Source organism: Streptomyces sp. NPDC093984, assembly GCF_044764595.1.
Taxonomy (GTDB): Bacteria; Actinomycetota; Actinomycetes; order Streptomycetales; family Streptomycetaceae; genus Streptomyces; species Streptomyces cynarae.
In genome coordinates this window covers 627,240-647,865 of record NZ_JBIWIM010000004.1, presented here as the reverse complement: position 1 = coordinate 647,865, position 20,626 = coordinate 627,240, and the positions used below count along the sequence as shown (strand labels likewise).

Sequence of the window (20,626 nt, the reverse complement as noted above, 5' to 3'; positions counted from 1 at the left end):
CGGCATGTGGTTCTCGTGCATTCTGGGCGAACATAAGGAGGGATCTGTGTGCTCTCGGGCGTGACTTCGGTGGGTTCACCCATGAGCGTCACACAGAAGGAACTCGTGTTTGGTTTCCGGTGGAACTTCGACGCCGATACCGTCGATATCGCAGAAACGACATCGTGGCGCCGGTGACAGTCAGCAGAATTCCCGCCGCGGCGTACCAGACCCTGCGGTTGGAAGTGATCACGGCCCAGGCGACGGACGCGCCTCCCGGTTTCGGAAAGATCAACCGGGCGGAGAAGTCCCGCTGCACCATTCCGCTCTCCAGGTGCAGACGCGCGGTCCAGGGACCGTCGGGCAAGCTCTTGTCCAGACCGGCCACTCTGACGGTTCCCGTACCGCCCGGCGGCAGCGTGGTGCCCTCGGTGACCGGGTGCGCCCCTGCGCTCAGCCCGCCCGGGCCGTCCGAAAGGACGAGCTTCCCTCTCAGATCCAGTGCTCGCCTTCCCGTGTTGTGCACATGGGCGACGACGCTGGGCAGTCCTTTCTTGTTCCGCAGGGCGACGATCTTCTCGATCCGGAAGTCGGCGTACTCGCCACTGTTGCTGATGTCCAGATAGACCCGCGTCCCCACGCGCACCACCGAGCCGACGTTGTGAGTGGCGTCCGGCGGGGTTCCGCTCTCCGCCCAGACGACGGCATAACGCTCTCCCGGCGTCGCCGTGCCCGGCACTTTGATCGTGACCTTGGCCTCGGTCTTCTCCCACGGCTTGAGTCTGAGGACGGCGGGCCTGACGCTGGTCCAGCGGGTCAGCTCGTTGGGAGTCCGGCCGTCGGCGAACAGGAACCTGTTGTCCGAGATCTGCGCCGCGCCCGGGTACAACTGCACTTCGCGCCTGCTGCCGGACTTGTTGGCCACCTCGAACCGGCGCTCGATGACGGTTCCCGGCTTCAGATGGTCGACGATGTACTTCAGCGCACGCGGGTCGTCGCGCCGCACGACCGGTGCTTCCAGGAGACGGAAGCCGATGTATCCGATCCCGGACGAGGAATCGGCAGCCGCGGTCGGCACGCCGGCGAGGGAACCCGCCAGGACGGCGAGAACAGCGAACAGGGCTGGGATACACGAGGTGCTTCTTCTGCGCACGGCCTGAGACTCACGCCACGGAGTGCGTGATGGTGCCCGAATAGGTACCGGAGACGTTCCCCGCCGGCACGTTGACGGTGAGGGTGGGATTCCAGCTGACGGAGTTGGCGCCGTCACCGCTGGTACGAGAGAACGCGGTGATGGGGCTGGCCAGGCTCCCCGGGTTCCCGGCGGTGTGCGGCGGGTTCGTTTCGGCGGTCGCCGACCCGGGGGTGTACGTCACGTTGTTGCCCGAGATCGTCTCGGAGGCCGTGCCGCCGCCCGTCTTGAAAGCCGAACTGAGGGAAACCGTCGCGGTCCACGTGGTGCCCAACTGGGAGCGCTGGTCACTCACCGTGACGGTGCCGAGCTGGCCGGTCGCCGAGCCGCCGGGAGTAGCGGTCGAAAGCGACGCGGTGGCAGGAGCCGTGATCGTCAGACCCGTGGTCGCGGTCACCGTGAACGTGGTCACCGTATCGGCGGCCGTAGCAGGGGTGGAAAGGGCCATGACGGCACCCACCGTCGCGACCGGGATCACCACAGCGTTACGGACCCTCATTCTCACTCCTCCGCTACTGATCAATGACCTCGCCTATTGGTATCCGCTCGTACGGCAGCCCCCGGAGGACCGCTGACGATCACCACGCCATAGGGGCACCCCAAGGGTCCGTACGGCCTATCCCGAAGCCGTCGGGAGATCGTCGGCAAGAGCGGTGAGCGAGGCACCGGCGAAGGGCCCGAGCACAGCGCGGCGCATCCGAAACGCCAAGGCCCCGTATCTCTCCGGGCCCTCTGACCTGTGCGCACTCGGCGTGATTCGAACTTGCAACCTTCTGCCGACCGCTGCGAGCTGATGGGCCGTCACGTACGAGTCGGCGACCGCCGACCCTCGGTCGCCGGGCGTGGCCGGGAGAGCTGGACGACGTGCTGCCGGGGGTAGGCCACGGTCCGGCCGGGCCGAGCTGTAGCGCCGGAAGCGTGAGTACGCCAGGGCATTATTCGGTTACGCAGCGTGTCGGTTCGGGTCGACAGCGAGGTGGGGCTGCGAGAGCATGGACGGGACCGAAAGGCCGATCCCCACTGGTGGGCACGGCCTGTCATCGGATACGGAGTCCATGCGCAGGAAGCCGTCCGGGAGTTCTCCCGGCCCCACGGCTCCGGACGGTGAGACCGCGCTGTTCGGGCGTGGAACCCCAGCACTCGTTCGCGCCCGTCCCCGTGTGTTCGAACCTCCCACACCTGCACGTGGTTCCGTATGCCCCAAAGGGAAGGCAGAACCGTGAACGGACGTTCTCGTCTCGCAGCGCTGGCACCCCTCGCCCTCTCCTCACTGGCACTCGGCTCGCTGCCCCTCATGGCCGCACCCGCCCAGGCAGTGACGCCCAAGGCCACGTGTCATGTGACACAAGACGCCCAGAAACCCGACCGGTTCAACGTCGTCGGAACGGGACTCACCCCAGGAGCGGACGTCAGCATCAAGCAGGGAGGTGCCACAGCCTTCTTCAGGGCGTCGGCCGAGGGTGGGCTCTCGGGCACGCTGACGGTTTCGCAGACCGGCGGGCCCGTGACCATGCAGGAGGAGGGCGGACCCCAGCTCTCCTGCGGCTCGGTCAAGCAGGCCGAGGAGAAGCAGACCCAGGACCAGTACGCCAAGGGCTACAAGGACGGCTTCAACCTCGCCAAGGCGACCTGCAAGGCTCAGGCACCGCAGGGCGTCACCGCAGTGGACCCCAACTACGAGAAGGGCTTCAACGCAGGGGCGGCGGCAGCGATCGCCAAGTTCTGCTAGCAGGCCCACGAGAGCCGGCCACACATCCGACGCCCGTCGGCGTCGCAGCCCCTGAGTGAGCCGGTGAGAAGTCGGCCGGTGGTGCGCCGGACACCGCGCGAGACGCGACGGGCGCACCACCGGCCCGACCTCAGGCTCGGCGAGCCCGACGAGGAATCGGGGGCGAGGCGGAGTCGGGGCCGACGGCTGAGACCCGGTTCCGACTGCGCTGATGTCATCGACTGACGTCAGAAGCCCTCTGGGATGATCCCAGAGGGCTTCTGACCTATGCGCACTCGGCAGGATTCGAACCTGCAACCTTCTGATCCGTAGTCAGATGCTCTATCCGTTAAGCTACGAGTGCTTGTTCTGTTTTCGTCCCCGCTCCCGGCCCTTCCGGCCCGCTCGCGGCGACAGGAAGAACATTACATGACTGCCGCCGCCATGTGAAATCCGTTTGCCCTACCCCTTGTGACCTGCGAAAACGCCCTGCCGGGTGGATCCCGGGGGCGGCTCCGGGGGCGGGGCGGGAGCGCCTCCCGGAGGCTGTCCCGGAGACAGCGAAGCCCCGGTCGCGGGGACCGGGGCTTCGGTGATCGAGCGCGGAGGCGGAGGGATTTGAACCCTCGATGGGCTTTAAGACCCAAACCGCATTAGCAGTGCGGCGCCATAGACCGGACTAGGCGACGCCTCCAGCACAACCGCTCACGCGCGAGCGCGAGTGGTGCGTGCAGATGATGACACAGCCGAGCGGGGTGTCACCAATCGGCTCCCACGGTACTAGGCGGAAAGCCCGCAGGGCAAAGCACTGGGCCGCAACGGGCCCCATCGGGTCGTATCGCCCGCCACCAGGGCCCATGGGCGTCGCCGATTCCCCCGGACGTGACTCTTCGCGGCATCCGCCGGCACGCTCCGCAACCGCTCCACTCCGCTGCCGTTAAGGAGGGCATGGACCACTTCCGCCTTCGCAGCCGCCCTCTCCTCCTCGGGGCCCTCGCGCTTCTCCCTCTCACCGCCGCGGCCGGTCCCGCGCACGCGCACGGTCAGCGCCCGGCCCCTCACGGTGACCGGCTCCTCGTCACCGTCCGTCATACCGGGGGCGCCGACGGGGTCTACGTGCTGCAGTGCCATCCGGCAGGCGGCACCCACCCCGCCGCCGGCCGCGCGTGCGCCGTGCTCGAGCGGCGGACCGTCTGGGGGCGGGACCCCTTCGCCCCGGTGCCGCCGGACAGGCACTGCACCCTGCAGTACGGCGGGCCCGCCACCGCGCACGTCACCGGGAGGTGGGCCGGGCGGCCGGTCGACGCGTGGTTCGACCGCGGGAACGGGTGCCGGATCGCCCGCTGGGACGCGCTGGTGCCGCTCCTGCCGGACGTTCGTTCGTAGCGGGACGCGATGCCGGGCCCCCCGCGCACGGCTACCTGCGCGGTCACAGGTTCTGCGTCACTTCCGCGTGCGACCTCCCTCTCATCCGGCGCCGCGGGCGCCAGGACTGCCCGTAGACTCCCTCGCGTGACACGCTGCGGGCAGGTTGGCAAGATGGCCCTCGCGGTCAGCAAGGTGCGGTAACAGGGAGGAAGCGTCTCGTGAGCAGCAGGCCATCCCGAGGCGCTGCTCGCCTCGCTGCCATACTGGACGCGCTCCCCGACGCATTGGTGCTGGTCAACGCCAACGGCACGGTCGTCAACGCCAACACCATCGCCCTGGAGACCTTCGAGACACCCGGGACCGCGCTCGTCGGGCGCGGGCTGCTCGACCTGCTGCCGCACTTCGACTCGCGGCTGATCCCCGGCTCCATGCGGCGCCCCGACTCCCTCGACCCGCGCGGACGCACCAAGCCGACCCGGATGATCGCCCGCCGCACGGACGGCAGCGAGTTCCCCGTCGAGGTCACGAGCGCCAACCTGGAGGACGGCCGGCAGGCCTACGACGGCTACGGCTACACCGGCGACGAACTGCTGATGCTCGTCGTCCGCGACCTGTCCGGCACGGTCGACACCGAGGCCGAACTCGCCCGCTCGCAGCGGCAGACCGAGATGATCCTGCGTGCCGCGGCCGAGGGCGTGGTGGGCACGGACACCGACGGGCGGATCGTGCTCGTCAACCCGGCCGCCGCCCAGATCCTCGGCTACCGGGCCAGCGACCTCGGCGGCAAGGAGCTGCACACCCTCGTCCTGCACTCCCGCGACGACGGCTCCCCCTTCCCGTACACGGAGTCGCCGCTGTACGACACCCTGCGCTCCGGGCGCAAGCACCGGGTGCGCGGGCAGGTGCTGTGGTCGAAGCCCGGGGACAAGGTGCCGGTCGACCTGACGACCTCGCCGGTGCGCGACGGCGACCAGATCGTCGGCGCCGTGATGACGTTCACCGACCGGCGCCCGTTCGACACGCTCGTCGCGGAGAGGGACGAGGCCGCCAAGCAGCACCGGGAGGAGCTGGAGCGCGTCGCCAAGGAGCGCCAGGAGGAGCTGGAGCGGCTGCGCGAGGAGCATGCCGCCGAGCTCGCCGAGCTGCGCGAGCGGCACGCGGAGGAGATCGCGGCCGGCGAGGAGCGCTACGCCGCCCTCGGCGAGCGCGAGAAGGACCGCTACGAGGCGCTGACCGCCCGGCACGACCAACTGCTCGCGGTGCTCGGCCAGTCGCTGCGCGGCCCGCTCGACGAACTGCGCGGTGAGCTGTCCAAGCTCGCCGCTGACGACGCCGGCCAGCTGTGGCCGGAGGCCAACCAGGTGCTCCACCACCTCGCGGCCGGTTACTCGCGCATCACCACGCTCATCGACAACGTCCTCGGCTACCAGCGGCTCGACGCCGGCGACGACGACCTCGTACGGACGGCCGTCATGCTCGACGCGGTGGTCGCCGCCGGTGTCGACGGCGCCGTCGAGCTGATCGGGCCCGGCCGGGTCCAGTTCGCGGTGCACGCTCCGCCCATCGAGGCCGAGGTCGACCCGCAGCGGCTCGCGCAGGCGCTGGCCCATCTGATCGCGGACGTGGCGGGCGTCGACTCCACGGGCAACGCGCCGGTCTCCGCGGGCGGTTACATGGACAACACCGTCGTCGTGGCGGCCGCGCAGCGCGGCGAGGTCGTACGGCTCGAGGTGCGCGGCCCGTACGCCGGGGGAGACCCGGTGCACCAGCCGATCGTCGGCGGCATCGTGCGCGCGCACGGCGGTGTGCTGCAGACCCACGAGGTGCCGGGCATGAGCGGCAGCGCGTACGTGCTCGAAGTGCCGCTCGGCGGCGGCGCGGGCGCGGTCGCGGCGGCCCCGGCGGAGCCCGCGGCCGAGACCCCTGCGGAGGGGCCCGGGACCGAGATCGCGCTGCCCGAGCAGGGTGAGCAGCAGAGCGGTGGACGGCGGCGTGCTCGCCGGTCGTCCGTGGACGCGTTCCTGGAGAGCGAGGTCGGCGACGCCGCCCCCGCCCCGTCCGACACGGCCGTGGCGCCCACCGGGCGGCGTCGGCGACGGACGGCACAGGAACCCGCCACCGAGGCACCGGTCCCGGCGCAGGCGACCGGCGGCGACGGTGCCGAAGCCGCCGGCGGTACGGGACGCCGGCGCGGTCGGCCGAACCTCGCCGAGGGCGTGAGCGAGGGCTCGGTGGTGACCGCCGCCGAGCACGCCGCGGGAGCCCCCGCCGCGGCCACCGGACTCGGCGGAACCGTGCCGCCGCAGGGCGTGCCGGCGCCCTCGGGCCGCCGGGCCCGCCGGGACACCGAGCAGCAGGCACTGCCGCCCGCGCTGCCCGCCGCCTCCGGTACGCCGTCCCCCGGCGAGGCCCCCGCGCCCACCGGACGCCGCCGGCGTGCCCTGGCTGCCGCGAACGAGCGTGCCGCCGCCGCGGAAGCCGCTCCCCGCACGGTGTTCGCGCTGCCGCCCGCCGAGGCGGACCGCACGCCGGAGCAGAGCACGGCCGCTGCCGTCACCGCCGACGAGGGCCGCCATGACGCCGTGCCGCACGACGCCGGCCAAGAGCACACGCCGCCGCAGCCGCACCCGGTGTCCGCGCCCACGGGCCGCCGCCGCGCCCGCCCGGCCGCCGAGCCCGGGCAGCCGCAGCCGGCCCCGGACGGCGCCTCCGTCACCGGGACACCGCCTCAGGGCGTGCCCGCGCAGATGACGCCCGGCGCCCCTGCCGAAGGCGTTCCCGGGCAGGAGGGCCCGCAGCCCGTTCCGGCGCAGGGAGCGACGGCCTCTCCGGCCGCGCAGGGCGGACCGGCGCTGCCCGGCGGGCCGCTGCCGGCCCAGTCGGCGCCCGGTCAGCCGGTGCCGGCCCAGCCCGGCCCCGCCGTCCAGCCCGTGCCCATGGCGCCGGGCCGACCGGTGGTGGCCCCGGGGCAGCCCATGGCTCCGGCCCAGCCGGTCCCCGCGGCCATGCCCGCCCAGCCGGTCGCGGGACAGCCGGGCCGGCCCCCCGTCGCACCCCAGCCCACGGCGCAGCCACAGCCCCAGCCCGGCCCGCAGGCGACGCCGCCCGCTGCGCCCCCGGCCGCCGGCGCCCCGGTGCCTCCGCAGGCACCCCACCAGCCGGCCCCCGGCATCCCGGTGCCCCCGCAGGCTTCCCGGCTCGCCCCGGGCACCGCCGTGCCTCCGCAGGTCTCCCAGCCCGCTCCCGGCACCCCGGTGCCCCCGCACCCGGCTCAGCAGCAGCCCCAGCCCTGGCCCGGTTCCGGTGACACCGGCGCCGGCATGTCCGTACCGCAGGCGCCGGGGACCACCCCGTCCGCGGGCACGCCGCTGCCGCCGGAGCAGCAGCGCACGCCCCAGCCGCGCGCAGCCCAGCCGCTGCCCGCGGAGTCGGCCGCCCCCGTCGACTCCCACTCGACACAGGGCCGCGCGATCAGCGTGCGCACGCTCGGTCAGGGGGTGCCCTTCGCACGCCAGGCGACGCAGGCCGGGGTCCCGCCCCGCCCCACGGCGCCGACGCCTCCCCCGCAGGCGTCCAACGGTTCCGGCCGCCGCCGCAAGCTCGGCACGCCTCCCGAGCCGGCCGGTGAGCGCCCGGAGGCGACCGCGCGCCCGCACCCGCAGCCCGTGTCGGCTCCCGTCCCGCCCCAGCCGTCCCTGGCCGGGCAGTCCCGCCTGGCCCCGGGTACCGAGGGCGCCGGACGGTCGTACGCCATAGGGGCCCCGGACGAGAACGCCGACGAAGGTCCCGAGCCGCTCGACGGTCCCGGCGGTGCGGTGGAGGTCGCCGACCAGCCTCAGCTGCAGCCGATGGACGACGAGCTGCCCCCGGAGCCGCTCGACAACCCGCGCCGGCTGCTCGTGTGGCCCGCGCCGGACGTCACGACCCAGCAGGCGCTCAGCGACCGCGGCTACCGGCCCGTCGTCGTCAACTCCCGTGAGGAGGTCGACGCGCAGATCGCCGCGTTCCCGGCGGCGCTCTTCGTCGACCCGCTCACCGGCCCGATCACGCGCACCGCGCTCCAGTCGCTGCGCCAGGCCGCGGTGGCCGCGGAGGTCCCCGTCATGGTCACGGCCGGGCTCGGGCAGGCGACCCGGGAGGCGGCGTACGGCGCCGACCCGGCCGTCCTGCTGAAGGCGCTCGCCCCGCGCGACTCCGAGCAGCACCCGCCGCGCGTGCTGCTCATCGAGGAGCACGCGGAGATCGCCCTCGCGCTCACGGCCACGCTGGAGCGGCGCGGTATGCAGGTCGCGCGGGCCGCGTCGGATGCGGACGCGGTCACCCTGGCCGCGCAGATGCGGCCGAACCTGGTGGTGATGGACCTGATGCAGGTGCACCGCCGCCAGGCCGGGGTCGTCGACTGGCTGCGCGCGAACAACCTGCTCAACCGCATCCCCCTGGTCGTGTACACCGCCGCCGTGGACCCCGCCGACCTGCCGCGGCTGGTCTCGGGGGAGACGGTCCTGTTCCTGGCGGAACGCTCGACCAGCACCGAGGTGCAGGACCGGATCGTGGATCTGCTGGCGCGCATCGGTACCAACTGAGGTCCCTCAGGCGGTATTTGCGGTCGCTCAGGCCATACTTTGCGGTTGCTCAGGCCGTATTTGCTGCCGCTCAGGCCATGGTTGGCGATCACCGCGCCATGGGTGCGGGGCCCCCGCCCATAGTCGCGCCGGTCTCAGCCCATAGTCGCGCCAGTCTCAGCCCATAGTCACGCTGGTCTCAGCCCATAGTCGGCACAGGGCGCTGTTTCACGTGAAACAGCGCCCCTGGCCGCCGTACGTCCGACGTCAGATCCGCGTGATGTCCAGCTCGCCCTCCGCGTACTGCCGCCGCAGCACCTTCTTGTCGAACTTGCCGACGCTCGTCTTGGGTACCGCCTCGATGACCGTCCAGCGCTCGGGCAGCTGCCACTTGGCGATCCCGCGCTCATCGGCGAGGAAGGAGCGGAGGACTGCGAAGTCGGCCGTGGCGCCCTCCTTCAGCACCACGGTGGCCAGCGGCCGTTCGCCCCACTTCTCGTCCGGGACCGCGACGACGGCGGCCTCGGCGACGTCCGGGTGGGCCATCAGGGCGTTCTCCAGGTCCACCGACGAGATCCACTCGCCGCCGGACTTGATGACGTCCTTGGCGCGGTCGGTGAGGGTGAGGAAGCCCTCGGGGCTGATGGTCCCGACATCACCGGTCTTGAGCCAGCCGTCCTCGCTGAACTTGTCGGCCGGGCGCAGGGGTTCGGCGTCCGGACCGTTGTAGTAGGCGCCCGCGATCCACGGGCCGCGCACCTCCAGTTCGCCCGCGGACTCGCCGTCCCAGGGGAGCCGCCGGCCGCCGGGGCCGGTGAGGCGGGCCTCGACCCCGGCGGGGAAGCGGCCCTGGGTGAGCCGATAGGTGAACTCCTCGTCCGTGCCGACGGCGTGGGCGGGCGGCCGCGCCACCGTGCCCAGCGGAGACGTCTCGGTCATGCCCCAGGCGTGGCAGACCCGCATGCCGAGCTTGTCGAAGGCCTCCATGAGGGAGGGCGGGCAGGCGGAGCCGCCGATGGTGACCTGGGTGAGGGAGGAAAGGTCGCGGGGCCGGGAGCTGAGCTCGGCGAGCAGGCCCTGCCAGATGGTGGGCACGGCGGCGGCGTGCGTGGGCCGCTCCTTCTCGATCATCTCGGCGAGGGGGGCGGGCTGCAGGAAGCGGTCCGGCATCAGCATGTTGACGCCGGTCATGAAGGTGGCGTGCGGCAGGCCCCAGGCGTTGACGTGGAACTGCGGGACCACGACGAGCGAGGTGTCCTGGTCGGTCAGGCCCATCGACTGAGCCATGTTGACCTGCATGGAGTGCAGGTAGATCGAGCGGTGGGAGTAGACGACGCCCTTGGGGTCGCCGGTGGTGCCGGAGGTGTAGCACATGGCGGCGGCCTGGCGTTCGTCGATCTCGGGCCAGTCGAACGTCGTGAGCTTGCCCGCGATCAGCTCCTCGTACTCGTGCACCTGGGCGCGCGCGCCGTCGAGGAGGGAACGGTCACCGGGGCCCGACACTACGACGTGCTCGACCGTCGGCAGCTTCGGGAGCAGCGGCGCGAGCAGCGGGAGCAGCGAGCCGTTGACGATGATCACGCGGTCGGCGGCGTGGTTGGCGATCCACACCAGCTGCTCGGCGGGCAGGCGGAGGTTGAGCGTGTGCAGGACCGCGCCCATGGAGGGGATCGCGAAGTACGCCTCGACATGCTCGGCGTTGTTCCACATGAGTGTCGCGACCCGGTCGTCGCCACGGACGCCGAGGTCGTCGCGGAGAGCGGCTGCGAGCTGGACGGCGCGGACGCCCGCCTCGGCGAAGCTGCGGCGCTGCGGCTCGCCCTCGCCGGTCCAGGTGGTGATCCGGGACGTCCCGTGCACCAGCGCTCCATGCGCAAGGATGCGCGTGACGGTCAGCGGTACGTCCTGCATGGTGCTCAGCACGGAGTCCTCCCGGGCGTCGTTGCCTACGCGGCAGTAGGGGGTCGCGCTGATTCTGCGCACATACCAAGCGGTATGTCACTAGACCCCGGGATGATCGATCAAGGCAGCGGCCATCGACCACCCGCCACGGGCCACATCGACCACCCGCCCCGGCGATCGGCCACCCGCCACCCGCCACCCGCCACCCGCGATCGGCCATCTGCCATCTGCCATCGGCGCTCAGCGCACCGGCGCGAGTTCGGGATCCTCGCGGAGCTTGCCCAGGGCGCGGGACACCGCCGACTTCACCGTGCCGATGGAGACACCGAGCACCTCGGCCGTCTGGGCCTCGCTCAGGTCCTCGTAGTACCGCAGGACGACCATCGCCCGCTGGCGTGCGGGCAGTTTCATGATCGCGCGCCACATGGCGTCGTGCAGCGCCTGCTCCTCGGCCGGGTCCGCGGCGGGCAGGCCCTCCGGCTCGGGCAGCTCGTCGCACACGAACTCGTCCACCTTGCGCTTGCGCCACTGCGAGGTCCGCGTGTTCAGCAGCGCGCGGCGCACGTACCCGTCGAGCGCGCGGTGGTCCTCGATCCGGTCCCAGGCGACGTACGTCTTGGTCAGCGCGGTCTGCAGCAGGTCCTCCGCGTCGCTGGCGTTGGCGGTGAGCGACCGGGCGGTGCGCAGCAGCACCGGCTGACGGGCCTTCACATACGACGAGAACGACGGGAACGGAAGGGTCTGCCTCGCCGACGTGGCGGCGTCCGAAGCGCTGGTGCAGACGGGTGAGGTCATGGCTCCACGCTAGGATCGCGCCCCTTGCGGCGGATCGGCCGCAGGTCCCGAAGACGCCTCCCCCTCAGGTTGTATGCGGGGGGCTGCCCCCACCTCCTGAAGGTGGACGAGCGGGCACGAACGCGTGAGGGTTGACCCCTGAGGGATGACTGCGGGAGGAGCAGGGGAGCCGCGCGCGTACGGCAACCGTACCGGTCCGGGGCGAACGGCCCGCGCGGCCCGCCCCGCTCATCCGTCCGCCGTCAGGATCAGCCCGGAGGTGGGGACGCCGGTGCCCGCGGTGACCAGGGTTCGGGCGGCGCCGGGTATCTGGTTGACGGCAGTGCCGCGCAATTGCCGTACGGCTTCCGCGATGCCGTTCATGCCGTGCAGGTACCCCTCCCCGATCTGCCCTCCGTGGGTGTTCAGCGGCAGCGTCCGCGCGGCCACGAAGTCCGCCGCCGTACCCCGCTCGCAGAACCCGAACTCCTCCAGCTGCATCAGCACGAACGGCGTGAAGTGGTCGTAGAGGATGCCCACGTCGATGTCCGCGGGGCCCATTCCCGACGTCCGCCACAACTGGCGGGCCACGACGCCCGTCTCCGGCAGGCCGGTCAGGTCGTCCCGGTAGAAGCTGGTCATCTGCTCCTGGCCGCGCCCTGCGCCCTGGGCGGCGGCCGTGACCACCGCGGGCGGGTGGGGCAGATCGCGCGCCCGTTCCAGGGAGGTGACCACCAGCGCCTGGCCGCCGTCCGTCTCCTGGCAGCAGTCGAGCAGCCGCAGCGGTTCCGCGATCCAGCGGGAGGCCGCGTGGTCGGCGAGGGTGATGGGCCGGCCGTGGAAGTGGGCCGCCGGGTTCGTCGCCGCGTACGCGCGGTCGACGACGGCCACATGGCCGAACGCGTCCGGTGTCAGACCGTACGTGTACAAGTACCGCTGGGCCGCCATCGCCACCCAGGACGCCGGAGTGAGCAGCCCGAACGGCAGCGACCAGCCCAGCGCGGCCCCCTCCGCCGACGGCTCGCGGTGCTGCACCCCGGAGCCGAAGCGGCGGCCGGAGCGCTCGTTGAACGCCCGGTAGCAGACCACGACCTCGGCCATCCCGGTCGCCACCGCGAGCGCGGCCTGCTGGACCGTCGCGCACGCCGCCCCGCCGCCGTAGTGGACGCGGGAGAAGAAGGACAGCTCGCCGATGCCGGCGGCCTGGGCGACGGTGATCTCGGGGCTCGTGTCCATCGTGAACGTGACCATGCCGTCCACGTCCGCGGGCGTGAGCCCCGCGTCGTCCAGTGCGGCCCGCACCGCCTCCACGACCAGCCGCAGCTCGCTGCGCCCGGAGTCCTTGGAGAACTCGGTGGCACCGATCCCGGCGACGGCGGCCCGCCCGCCGAGGGTGTCCCTCGTCCGTACGCTCATACGGCACCCCCGTTCGGGACGGTCACCGTGACCGTGCCGGTGACGTGCCGGCCGATGCCGTTCGCCCCGACCACCCTCACCGTGGCCGTGTCCCCGTCGACCTCCTCGACCGTGCCGGTCAGCACCATCGTATCCCCCGGGTGATTGGGCGCGCCGAGCCGGATGGCGACCTTGCGCAGGACGGCCGCCGGGCCGAAGTGGTCCGTGACGTACCGGCCGACCAGCCCGTTCGTGGTCAGGATGTTCATGAAGATGTCGGGGGAGCCCTTCTGCCGGGCCAGCTCGGCGTCGTGGTGCACGTCCTGGTAGTCCCGGGAGGCGATCGCACCGGCCACGATCAGCGTGCGGGTGATCTCGATCTCCAGCGGCGGCAGCTTCGTCCCCGCGCGCAGCCCCCTCACGGCTCCACCCCACGGCCGTCGACGGCGCGGAACACCGGAAGCTCCAGTTCCTCGTCGTATCGCTCGAACGCCAGGCGTACGGGCATGCCGATGCGCACCTTGTCGTACGGCACCCCGGTCACGTTGCTGACGATCCGGACGCCCTCGGCCAGCTCGATCAGGCCGACCGCGTAGGGAGGGTCGAAGGCCGGGAACGGCGGATGGTGCAGGACCACGTACGAGTAGACCGTGCCCGCGCCGCTCGCCTCGAACGTGTCCCACTCCGGTGAGCCGCACGCGTTGCACCCCGGCAGCCAGGGGAAGCGCGGGGTGCCGCAGTCGCCGCACCGCTGGATCAGCAGCCGGTGCCGGGCGACACCCTCCCAGAACCCGGCGTTGTCCCGGTTGATCACCGGGCGGGGACGGCCGGTGGCGGTCTTGGTGCGGGCGGGGTCCGTACGGGCGGGCTTGGTGCGGGCGGGGTCGGTGCGGGCGGGCGCGTACTTGAGGATCCGGAACCGATGCGTCCCCACCGGTTCGCCGTCCACGCGCACGTCCATCCGCGTCGTCACGAAGTACCCCGTGCCGAGCTTCGTGCGCTTTCGGTCCGAGACCGACTCGATGACCGCGTCGAACGTGACCTCGTCACCGGGCCGCAGCGGCCGCAGGTACTCCTGTTCGCAGTCGGTGGCGACGACGGAGGTGCAGCCCGCCTCGTCGAGCAGGGCCAACAGCTCGTCGTAGGCCTGCGTGCGCCCCGCGTGGCCGGAGAGGCCGCTCATCGTCCAGACCTGGAGCATGGTGGGCGGGGCGATGGCGTCCGGGCCGGTGTACGCGGGGTTGGCGTCGCCCGTCGCCTCGCACCAGTGCCGGATCATCGGCGCGTTGACCGGGTCCTTGCCGACGCCCGCGACGACGGCCGGCCGGCCCTCGTACGCCTTCAGCCGCGCGGCGAAGTCCTCCTCGAGCCGCATCGTTGCGGGCCTCCCGGATCTCGTGGCACGTGGGTCCAAGACTTTCTGACTGTCCGTCAGGTATCGGCGGGCTGTCAAGGCCGCCGCCTGCTGCGACCGAACTCTGTACGGCACCGACTGCGTGAAGGGAGCTTCCGGGGGCAGCCGGGACGCGACGGCCGGAGCGGAGGGGGGTCGGATGTTCCACGGTTTCGAACTGACGCGGTGCGAGGGGACGGGGCCAGGCTGCTGGTGCGGCACGGCGGCAGCGGTCCGGCCGTGCTGCTCCTGCACGGCCATCCGCGCACCCACGCGACCTGGCACCGGGTCGCTCCGCTACTGGCCGCGGCCGGTCACACCGTGGTCTACCCGGACCTGCGGGGCTACGGCCGGTCCTCCAAACCGCCGACCGACCCGGAGCACCGCCCGTACTCCAAGCGCGCCATGGCCCGGGACTGCCTGGCGGTGATGCGCGGCCTCGGACACGGGCGTTTCGCCGTCGTGGGCCACGACCGCGGCGCGTACGTGGCCACCCGCCTCGCCCTGGACCACCCGGAGGCGGTCTCCGCGCTGAGCGTGCTGGACGCGGTCCGACCACCTGGAGAACTACCGGAGAACCGCCGCTCCCCCTTCCCATTTTCGAACACACGTACGAACATAGGGTCATGGCCACCACCGACCGGCAGGCCACCACCCTGGCCCTGGCCCACGCCCTGTCCGCCGCGGAGCGCGGGCTGGCGGTGATCCCGCTGTCCCGTACGAAACTGCCGGCCCTGCGTTCCCCGCACCGCGACGACCCCGACCCGGCGGCACCCGTCTGTCACGGCGCATGCGGCCGTTTCGGACACGGGGTGTACGACGCCTCGACCGACCCCCGCCGCATCCGCGAGCTGTTCGCCGCCGCGCCATGGGCCACCGGCTACGGCATCGCCTGCGGTCTGCACCCCCACCACCTGATCGGCATCGACCTCGACACCAAGTCCGGCACCGACTCCTCGGCGGCCCTGCGCGAACTCGCCCTGCGCCACCTGTTCACGATCCCTGCGACGGTGGTCGTGCTCACCCCGAGCGGCGGCCGCCACCTGTGGCTGAGCGGTCCGCCGGACGTCGTCGTACCGAACTCGGCGAGCCGCCTCGCCCCCGGCATCGACGTCCGGGGCGCCGGCGGCTACCTGGTCGGCCCCGGCTCGCGCACCGACCACGGCGTGTACAGCACGGCACCGGGCACCGCCCAGCTGCCGCCCGCACCCTGCCCGCCCGCGCTGCTGCGCCTGCTCACGCCCCCACCGCGCCCGCGCCACGCCACGCCCTCCTCGACGGGCCGGCACGGCCAGGGCCTGGTCCAGTTCGTCCTCGCGGCGCACGAGGGCCAGCGCAACACCCGCCTGTTCTGGGCCGCCTGCCGGGCCTACGAGAACGGCTTCGGCCCCGACCTGGCCCCCGCCCTCCTCGACGCGGCGATCCGCACAGGCCTCACCCCGCGCGAGGCCCGCTCGACCCTGGCGTCGGCGGCACGGATGACGGCGCAGCGGCCCTGAGACGGTTCGGGGTGGTGGTCAGAGGTGCACCCCGATTGCACCCCGATCGCCGCACGCCTGAAGCCCCGCCCTCGTGCTGTGCGAGGGCGGGGCTTCCAGCCGGGTGGGAGTCGCTGCTCACTGCCTGACGGTGAAGTACTGCCAGGCGCCCCAGGTGGTGAGGTTGGTGTTGTCCCTGCTGCTGTGGACGTACTCCGCAGCCACGCGGAACCTGCTGTTCACGGCGTTGGTGAGGGACATCTGCTGGCGGCCGGTGCTGGTGGAACTCAGGGAGGAGCAGGGGGTGGTGGACTGCGTGTGCCAGGCGTCGCTGTAGTACCGCTGCACACGGAAGACGACGCACTGGCCGGCCTTGTTGGGCGTGACCGTGACGTCGAGTTGCTCCTTGGCGGTCTGGTGGTACACGCGGTAGAGGGTGCTGCCGTAGGACGTGCTCGTGTAGTAACCGGACAATTTCTCTGCGATCGCCACATAGGCGTTCACGCTTCCGGCGACGGTCCTCGGGGAGTACTGGTAGTCGCCGGCGAACACCACGCTGAACGTGGTGTTGCGGGCGAGTTTGTAGGACGCCGTCAGATCGCCGTGGGAGTCCACCGTGCCCGACTTCACCAGGACCGCCTTGCCGCCGTACGGCTGGGCGTAGATCGCCACCGTACGCAGGTTGTAGGTCGTGCCCAGGTGGGCGGTGACCTTCGCGTACTGGCCGTATGTGTACGTCGGGTGGTCGGTGGCGACGGTGAGGAACGTGGCAGCCCGGGAGACCAGGACAGTGGCGGTGCGGCTGCCCGCCGTGTGTGAGACGTCGCCGCTGTAGGTCACCTTGTAGGCGTTGGCGCTGCCGGTCTGCGGGGTGTCCGCGAACCTGAACGAACCGTCCGCGGCGACCTTGGCGTCGGCGAGTGCGACACCGGACGGGTGGGCGAGGTCGGTCTTCGTCACCTTGACGACCTGACCGGCGGCGAACGGCGAGCCGGAGAGCTTGCCGGAGACCGTCAGCGTGCGCGTGCGGATGGCGGTGGCCGGAGCCGTCAGAGTGACCGAGGTGGTCAGCTTGGAGACCTGGACGAGGCCCGCGGTGCTGGCCGCCTCGTGGGTCTCGTCCCCCGCGTAGCTTGCGGCGTAGGAGTACGTGCCCTCCGCCGGCGGAGTGTCGCTGAAGGTGAAGGAGCCGTCCGCCGCCGCCGTCACATCGCGCAGCGCCGCCCCGTTCCGCGTGATGTGCACGAGCTGACCCGGGGCAAGCGACGCGGTCGACGTCAGTGTGCCGTTGACGGTCAACGGCCGGCCCGGGACGCCCGTGCTCGGCGCCGTGAGGTTGAGCGAGGTCGCCGCCTTGGGCTGCGGAGCCGGGGGCGCCGCCTCGCTGACGACGAGGCCGCTCACCGTCTGCGTGTCGGCGCCGTCTCCCGTGGCGCCGGAGAAGGCGACGAGTGCGCTGGACGTCAGCGTCGGTGTCGCGTCCAGTACCTGCGTCCCGTCGATCCGGACGTACACATGGCCGGCGTCCACCTGGACGTCCACCTGGTGCGTGCCCTGGCGCAGGGAGGTGCTGAGTTTGGCCACCGACTGGAAGTCGATCGCCGAGGAGCCGTCCGAACTGGAGCCGACACCCGCGAAGTTCTGCGTCTGGAGCGTGTTGTTCCAGCCGGTGTCGAGCGCGATCACCGCGCCCGGCCGCCCCGCGATACCGAGGCCGCCACCGGCCGCGCCCAGTGCCGAGGCGGAGTTCTGGGCAGGGTCGAGGAGCGAGAGCGTCATGCCGTTTCCGCCGGTACCAGGACCGAACTTCGCGGTGAAGGTGGCCCGCAGGCCGTCGGTGCGCAGCGGCTTGGTGTACACCGCCGTGCCCGCCTGGTTCCTGGTGGCCGGGGTCAGCTGGACGCTGCCGTCGTCGGCGGCCACCGCCGAGCCGTTGGCCTGCCACAGCCCGTCCTTGGCCGACGTGGTCGTGGCGGTGCCGGTGCCGGTGCCCTTGACCGACACGTACATGGCGCCCTGGGCGCTGCCGTTCGCGTCGACCCCGGTCCCGGTGACCTCGTAGGAGGCGCTCAGGTCCGCGGCCGAACGCGGAGTGAACGTCACGCTCTGCACGGCGGTCTGTTCGGGGCCGATGACCAGGCCCTCGGACAGCTGCATCGGGCTGTTGAAGTCACCCGTCGGCGCCTTGGCCTTGGTCACCGTGACCGGGATGTTGCCGGTGTTGGTGATGGTGAAGGAGAGCGATTTCGAGCTGCCGATCGGAACCGAGCCGAAGTCGAGCGCGCTCGTGGAGAACTCCAGGTGCCCCTGTCCCGTGATGGCCGTTCCGTTGACCGGCACGCTCAGGGTGTGCGCCTCGCCGCCACTGCTGCTGCTGATCACGAGTGCGTCGCTGTCGTCCTGGCCGCCGACCGGCGTGTAGGTGACCGAGAGCACGAACGAACCACCGGCCGGCACGACCGTGCCCCCGCTCGGCAGACCCGAGACGGTGAACGAACCCGTGGGCGAGTCGATCGAGTCGATCGTCTCCGCTTCGGTACCGGTGTTGGTGATCTGCAGGTTCAGCGTCGAGTTGCTGCCGGTGGGCACGTCCCCGAAGTCCACGGCTCCCGGCGCCGCCCCGAGACCAGGCCTGGTGCCGACGCCATGGAGTGCGAAGACCAGCTTCTGGCCGTCCGACAGGTTCGCGGTCAGCGTGCCGTTGATGCCGCCGGTGGTCGCGGGACTGAAGCTGATCGGCACGTCCAGTGTGGCATCCGTCGCCAGCGCCGTGGGCTGCTCGGCCGTGGGCACGGCGGACGGGTCGACCGAGAACGCGCCGGAGGCCTTGAGCCCGGTGATGCTGACGTCCTGTGTGGCTGTCAGCTTCATGGCGGCCGAACTGCTGGCGCCCAGGCCCACCTGGCCGAAGTCGAGAGAGGCCGCGGTCAGGGCGGTCCTGGCCGGGCTGCCGAAACCGTAGAGCACACCGTCCCGGGTGCCGACGTACACCTTGCCGTTGTTCGTGGTCGGAGTGCTGAACTTCGCCGCCGTGCCGATCGGGGCGGACCACAGCAACTGCAGCAGGCCGTTGCCGTCGGGGGTGGGGCTGTAGGCGCGCAGGGTGCCGTCGGCCCCGGAGGCGTTGCTCGCGGAGACCATCCACACCAGGGCAGTGGAGTCGTCCGTGCCGTTGGATGTGACGACGGGAGAGCCGCTGGTGTAGCCGAAGGTGTCCCGGCTCTGGCCGGTGAGGGTGAGCGCGGGCGTGCCGCCGTTGCGTACGCCGTACTTGAGTGCCCGCAGCGGACCGTAGCTGCCGACGACATAGACATAGCCGCCGTCGCCGCCCCAGAACGCGGGATGTCCCCACATCCCCTGGTAGGGGCCGGACACGCTCACCGCGGCGTCGCCGCCCGAGGCTCCCTGGCCCATGCCACCGAGGTTGTCCCGGTCGAGCAGGAACACCCGGCCGTCCTTGCCCTGCTGGACCAGCAGATGGGGGTGCTCGCTGGTGCCGAAGCCGTCCGGCAGCGCCATCGGGGCGCCGGAGGAGATGTCCTGGTCGTTCAGGTCCAGGGTCGAGGCGTCACTCGGGCTGAAGAAGTCGGCCGTGCTGAGGCTGTTGTCCGCGTTGACCTGGAGGCGGACGACGGACTCGGCCAGGGATCCCTGCACGGTCTTGCCGGGCCCGGGGGCCGGGCTGATGCCGTTTCCGGTACTGAAGAAGATCCGGCCGGAACCGTCGGAGACCAGGCCGCCGCCCGACTGCCAGATGCCGGCCCCGCCCATGCCGTTACCGGTCACCGTGGCCCACATCGAGGTGATGCTGTGTTCGGTGGTGCTCACGCCGACCACGTAGCCGCGGTACGGCCATGCGTCGCAGTGGCCGCCGAAGCCCGCGTAGACGACGCCGTCCATCAGCAGCAGGCCGGGGCGCTGCTGCTCGTAGTAGGCGTCGAATGCGGCGCTCGGGTCGTTGACGGGGCTCCCGCTGATGGTGACCGGCCACCCCTGGAGCTCGGTCCCGGAGGCCGGGTCCACCGCGTGCATCAGCCACTTCGGGTGGCGGTGCGTGGAGGTTCCGTCGTCGACCTTGGTGGTGAAGTAGAGGGCGTCGGTGGCGGGATCGTAGACGGGTGTCGCGGTCGCCCCCACGTTGGGCACCAGGTCACCGCAGCCGATCGCGGAGGCCGGCCACGCCGGTCCGTAGTTCTTGCTCCACTTGATCGCACCGGTGGTGCGGTCGAGGCCGTACAGGGTGTTGCTCTCGGTGACCGCTATCACCTGGTCGCCCAGCACCAGCGGCTGGGCGTATATCTGCCCGTCCAATTTGGTGGCGAAGAGCTGGCCGAAGGCGGACGACTGGACGACCGCCGGGGAGAGCCCGGCTTCCTTCCGGTCCCAGTTGGTGCGCAAGTTGTCGACGCCCTGGGTGGTCTGGTCGGCCTGGGCCGACTGCACTGCCAGACCGATCGTCGTACCTATCAGTGCCGCACCGGCCACGGCGGCGATGGCGGAGAGCCATCTGCGTCGCCGGTCGCGGTGGCGGCCGCGGCGTACGGGCGCGAAAAACCCGGCCAAACCGGGACCTCCTCTGGTGTTCGCGCCCGGAGTGGGCACAGGCGCGGCGCAAAACGTGAAGACCAAGTGGCTGTTCTTACCATCGAATGATCGATTTCCACACCGCTTGTTCACACTTCGTTCTAAGATCGTCATACGTGCGGCGCGGCTACGTCCGCACCGGCGAACTGCCCCTGTTCCCCTACGGCGACGAGCGGTTCGCCCTGCCGCACCGCGACGACCCGGCGTTCGAGACGCCGGTCAAGCCGCCCGCCTGACTCCGGCGGACGCGCCATGGTTCCGGTTCCCCCCGCGCGGGCGACCGCGACCACG

The 20,626-nt window shown here is 71.7% G+C and carries 12 protein-coding genes, 2 tRNA genes and 2 pseudogenes; 6 read left to right on the top strand and 10 right to left on the bottom strand.

From position 1 onward, the window contains the following. Positions 1-88: 88 nt before the first annotated feature. Positions 89-985 (bottom strand): peptidase, encoded by an 897-nt coding sequence (locus ACIRC0_RS18910; protein WP_403617258.1) that lies wholly within the window; start codon positions 983-985, stop codon positions 89-91. Between the two features lie 157 nt (positions 986-1,142). Beyond that, positions 1,143-1,670 (bottom strand): hypothetical protein, encoded by a 528-nt coding sequence (locus tag ACIRC0_RS18905; protein WP_403617257.1) that lies wholly within the window; start codon positions 1,668-1,670, stop codon positions 1,143-1,145. 720 nt (positions 1,671-2,390) lie between these two features. On the opposite strand from ACIRC0_RS18905, the gene ACIRC0_RS18900 reads away from it, so the two are divergent. After that, the gene (locus ACIRC0_RS18900; protein WP_403617256.1) at positions 2,391-2,900 is read left to right on the top strand and encodes a hypothetical protein; all 510 of its coding nucleotides are present in this window, start codon (positions 2,391-2,393) and stop codon (positions 2,898-2,900) included. A 270-nt stretch (positions 2,901-3,170) separates the two neighbouring features. Here the strand turns inward: ACIRC0_RS18900 and ACIRC0_RS18895 are convergent. Both ACIRC0_RS18895 and ACIRC0_RS18890 read right to left on the bottom strand, forming a co-directional pair. Next, positions 3,171-3,243: transfer RNA gene (locus ACIRC0_RS18895), tRNA-Arg, on the bottom strand. A 239-nt stretch (positions 3,244-3,482) separates the two neighbouring features. After that, a tRNA-Ser gene (locus ACIRC0_RS18890) sits at positions 3,483-3,573 on the bottom strand. Positions 3,574-3,827: 254 nt separating this feature from the next. On the opposite strand from ACIRC0_RS18890, the gene ACIRC0_RS18885 reads away from it, so the two are divergent. Next, positions 3,828-4,265 carry an SSI family serine proteinase inhibitor gene (locus ACIRC0_RS18885; protein WP_403617255.1) on the top strand — a complete coding sequence of 146 codons (438 nt, stop codon included), beginning with the start codon at positions 3,828-3,830 and terminating at the stop codon, positions 4,263-4,265. Between the two features lie 200 nt (positions 4,266-4,465). Beyond that, positions 4,466-8,830, top strand: coding sequence for a PAS domain-containing protein (locus ACIRC0_RS18880; RefSeq protein WP_403617254.1), 4,365 nt, complete (start codon positions 4,466-4,468; stop codon positions 8,828-8,830). Positions 8,831-9,076: 246 nt separating this feature from the next. Here the strand turns inward: ACIRC0_RS18880 and ACIRC0_RS18875 are convergent, their stop codons facing one another. The 5 genes from ACIRC0_RS18875 to ACIRC0_RS18855 all read right to left on the bottom strand — a co-directional run bounded on the left by ACIRC0_RS18875 (position 9,077) and on the right by ACIRC0_RS18855 (position 14,255). Further along, positions 9,077-10,732 carry a long-chain fatty acid--CoA ligase gene (locus ACIRC0_RS18875; RefSeq protein ID WP_403617366.1) on the bottom strand — a complete coding sequence of 552 codons (1,656 nt, stop codon included), beginning with the start codon at positions 10,730-10,732 and terminating at the stop codon, positions 9,077-9,079. 219 nt (positions 10,733-10,951) lie between these two features. Then, a complete protein-coding gene (locus tag ACIRC0_RS18870; protein WP_403617253.1) occupies positions 10,952-11,506 on the bottom strand; it encodes a SigE family RNA polymerase sigma factor in 555 nt (184 codons plus the stop codon). Positions 11,507-11,734: 228 nt separating this feature from the next. After that, positions 11,735-12,901 carry a lipid-transfer protein gene (locus ACIRC0_RS18865; protein WP_403617252.1) on the bottom strand — a complete coding sequence of 389 codons (1,167 nt, stop codon included), beginning with the start codon at positions 12,899-12,901 and terminating at the stop codon, positions 11,735-11,737. After that, positions 12,898-13,293 (bottom strand): MaoC/PaaZ C-terminal domain-containing protein, encoded by a 396-nt coding sequence (locus ACIRC0_RS18860; RefSeq protein ID WP_403617365.1) that lies wholly within the window; start codon positions 13,291-13,293, stop codon positions 12,898-12,900. Before ACIRC0_RS18860 ends, ACIRC0_RS18865 begins: the two co-directional genes overlap by 4 nt. Positions 13,294-13,298: 5 nt before the next feature. Continuing rightward, entirely contained in the window at positions 13,299-14,255 is a 957-nt protein-coding gene (locus ACIRC0_RS18855) for a bifunctional MaoC family dehydratase N-terminal/OB-fold nucleic acid binding domain-containing protein (protein WP_403617251.1), read from the bottom strand. A 178-nt stretch (positions 14,256-14,433) separates the two neighbouring features. Here ACIRC0_RS18855 and ACIRC0_RS18850 point away from each other — a divergent pair. Next, positions 14,434-14,978: pseudogene (locus ACIRC0_RS18850) on the top strand (alpha/beta fold hydrolase). Continuing rightward, on the top strand, positions 14,900-15,772 hold the full coding sequence (locus ACIRC0_RS18845) for a bifunctional DNA primase/polymerase (RefSeq protein ID WP_403617250.1): 873 nt from the start codon (positions 14,900-14,902) through the stop codon (positions 15,770-15,772). Before ACIRC0_RS18850 ends, ACIRC0_RS18845 begins: the two are co-directional and overlap by 79 nt. 117 nt (positions 15,773-15,889) lie before the next feature. On the opposite strand, the gene ACIRC0_RS18840 is transcribed toward ACIRC0_RS18845, so the two are convergent. Continuing rightward, positions 15,890-20,314: a choice-of-anchor D domain-containing protein gene (locus ACIRC0_RS18840; protein WP_403617249.1), complete on the bottom strand. Its 4,425-nt coding sequence runs from the start codon at positions 20,312-20,314 to the stop codon at positions 15,890-15,892. 134 nt (positions 20,315-20,448) lie between these two features. Here ACIRC0_RS18840 and ACIRC0_RS18835 point away from each other — a divergent pair. Next, positions 20,449-20,571: pseudogene (locus ACIRC0_RS18835) on the top strand (GNAT family N-acetyltransferase); the annotation flags it as partial. Positions 20,572-20,626 lie beyond the last annotated feature (55 nt).

Excerpts from the sequence above, each read along its gene's own strand:
- ACIRC0_RS18865 (WP_403617252.1), bottom strand. The coding sequence starts at position 12,901 with ATGAGCGTACGGACGAGGGACACCCTCGGCGGGCGGGCCGCCGTCGCC.
- ACIRC0_RS18855 (WP_403617251.1), bottom strand. The coding sequence starts at position 14,255 with ATGCGGCTCGAGGAGGACTTCGCCGCGCGGCTGAAGGCGTACGAGGGC.
- ACIRC0_RS18870 (WP_403617253.1), bottom strand. The coding sequence starts at position 11,506 with ATGACCTCACCCGTCTGCACCAGCGCTTCGGACGCCGCCACGTCGGCG.
- ACIRC0_RS18905 (WP_403617257.1), bottom strand. The coding sequence starts at position 1,670 with ATGAGGGTCCGTAACGCTGTGGTGATCCCGGTCGCGACGGTGGGTGCC.
- ACIRC0_RS18885 (WP_403617255.1), top strand. The coding sequence starts at position 3,828 with ATGGACCACTTCCGCCTTCGCAGCCGCCCTCTCCTCCTCGGGGCCCTC.
- ACIRC0_RS18845 (WP_403617250.1), top strand. The coding sequence starts at position 14,900 with ATGGCCACCACCGACCGGCAGGCCACCACCCTGGCCCTGGCCCACGCC.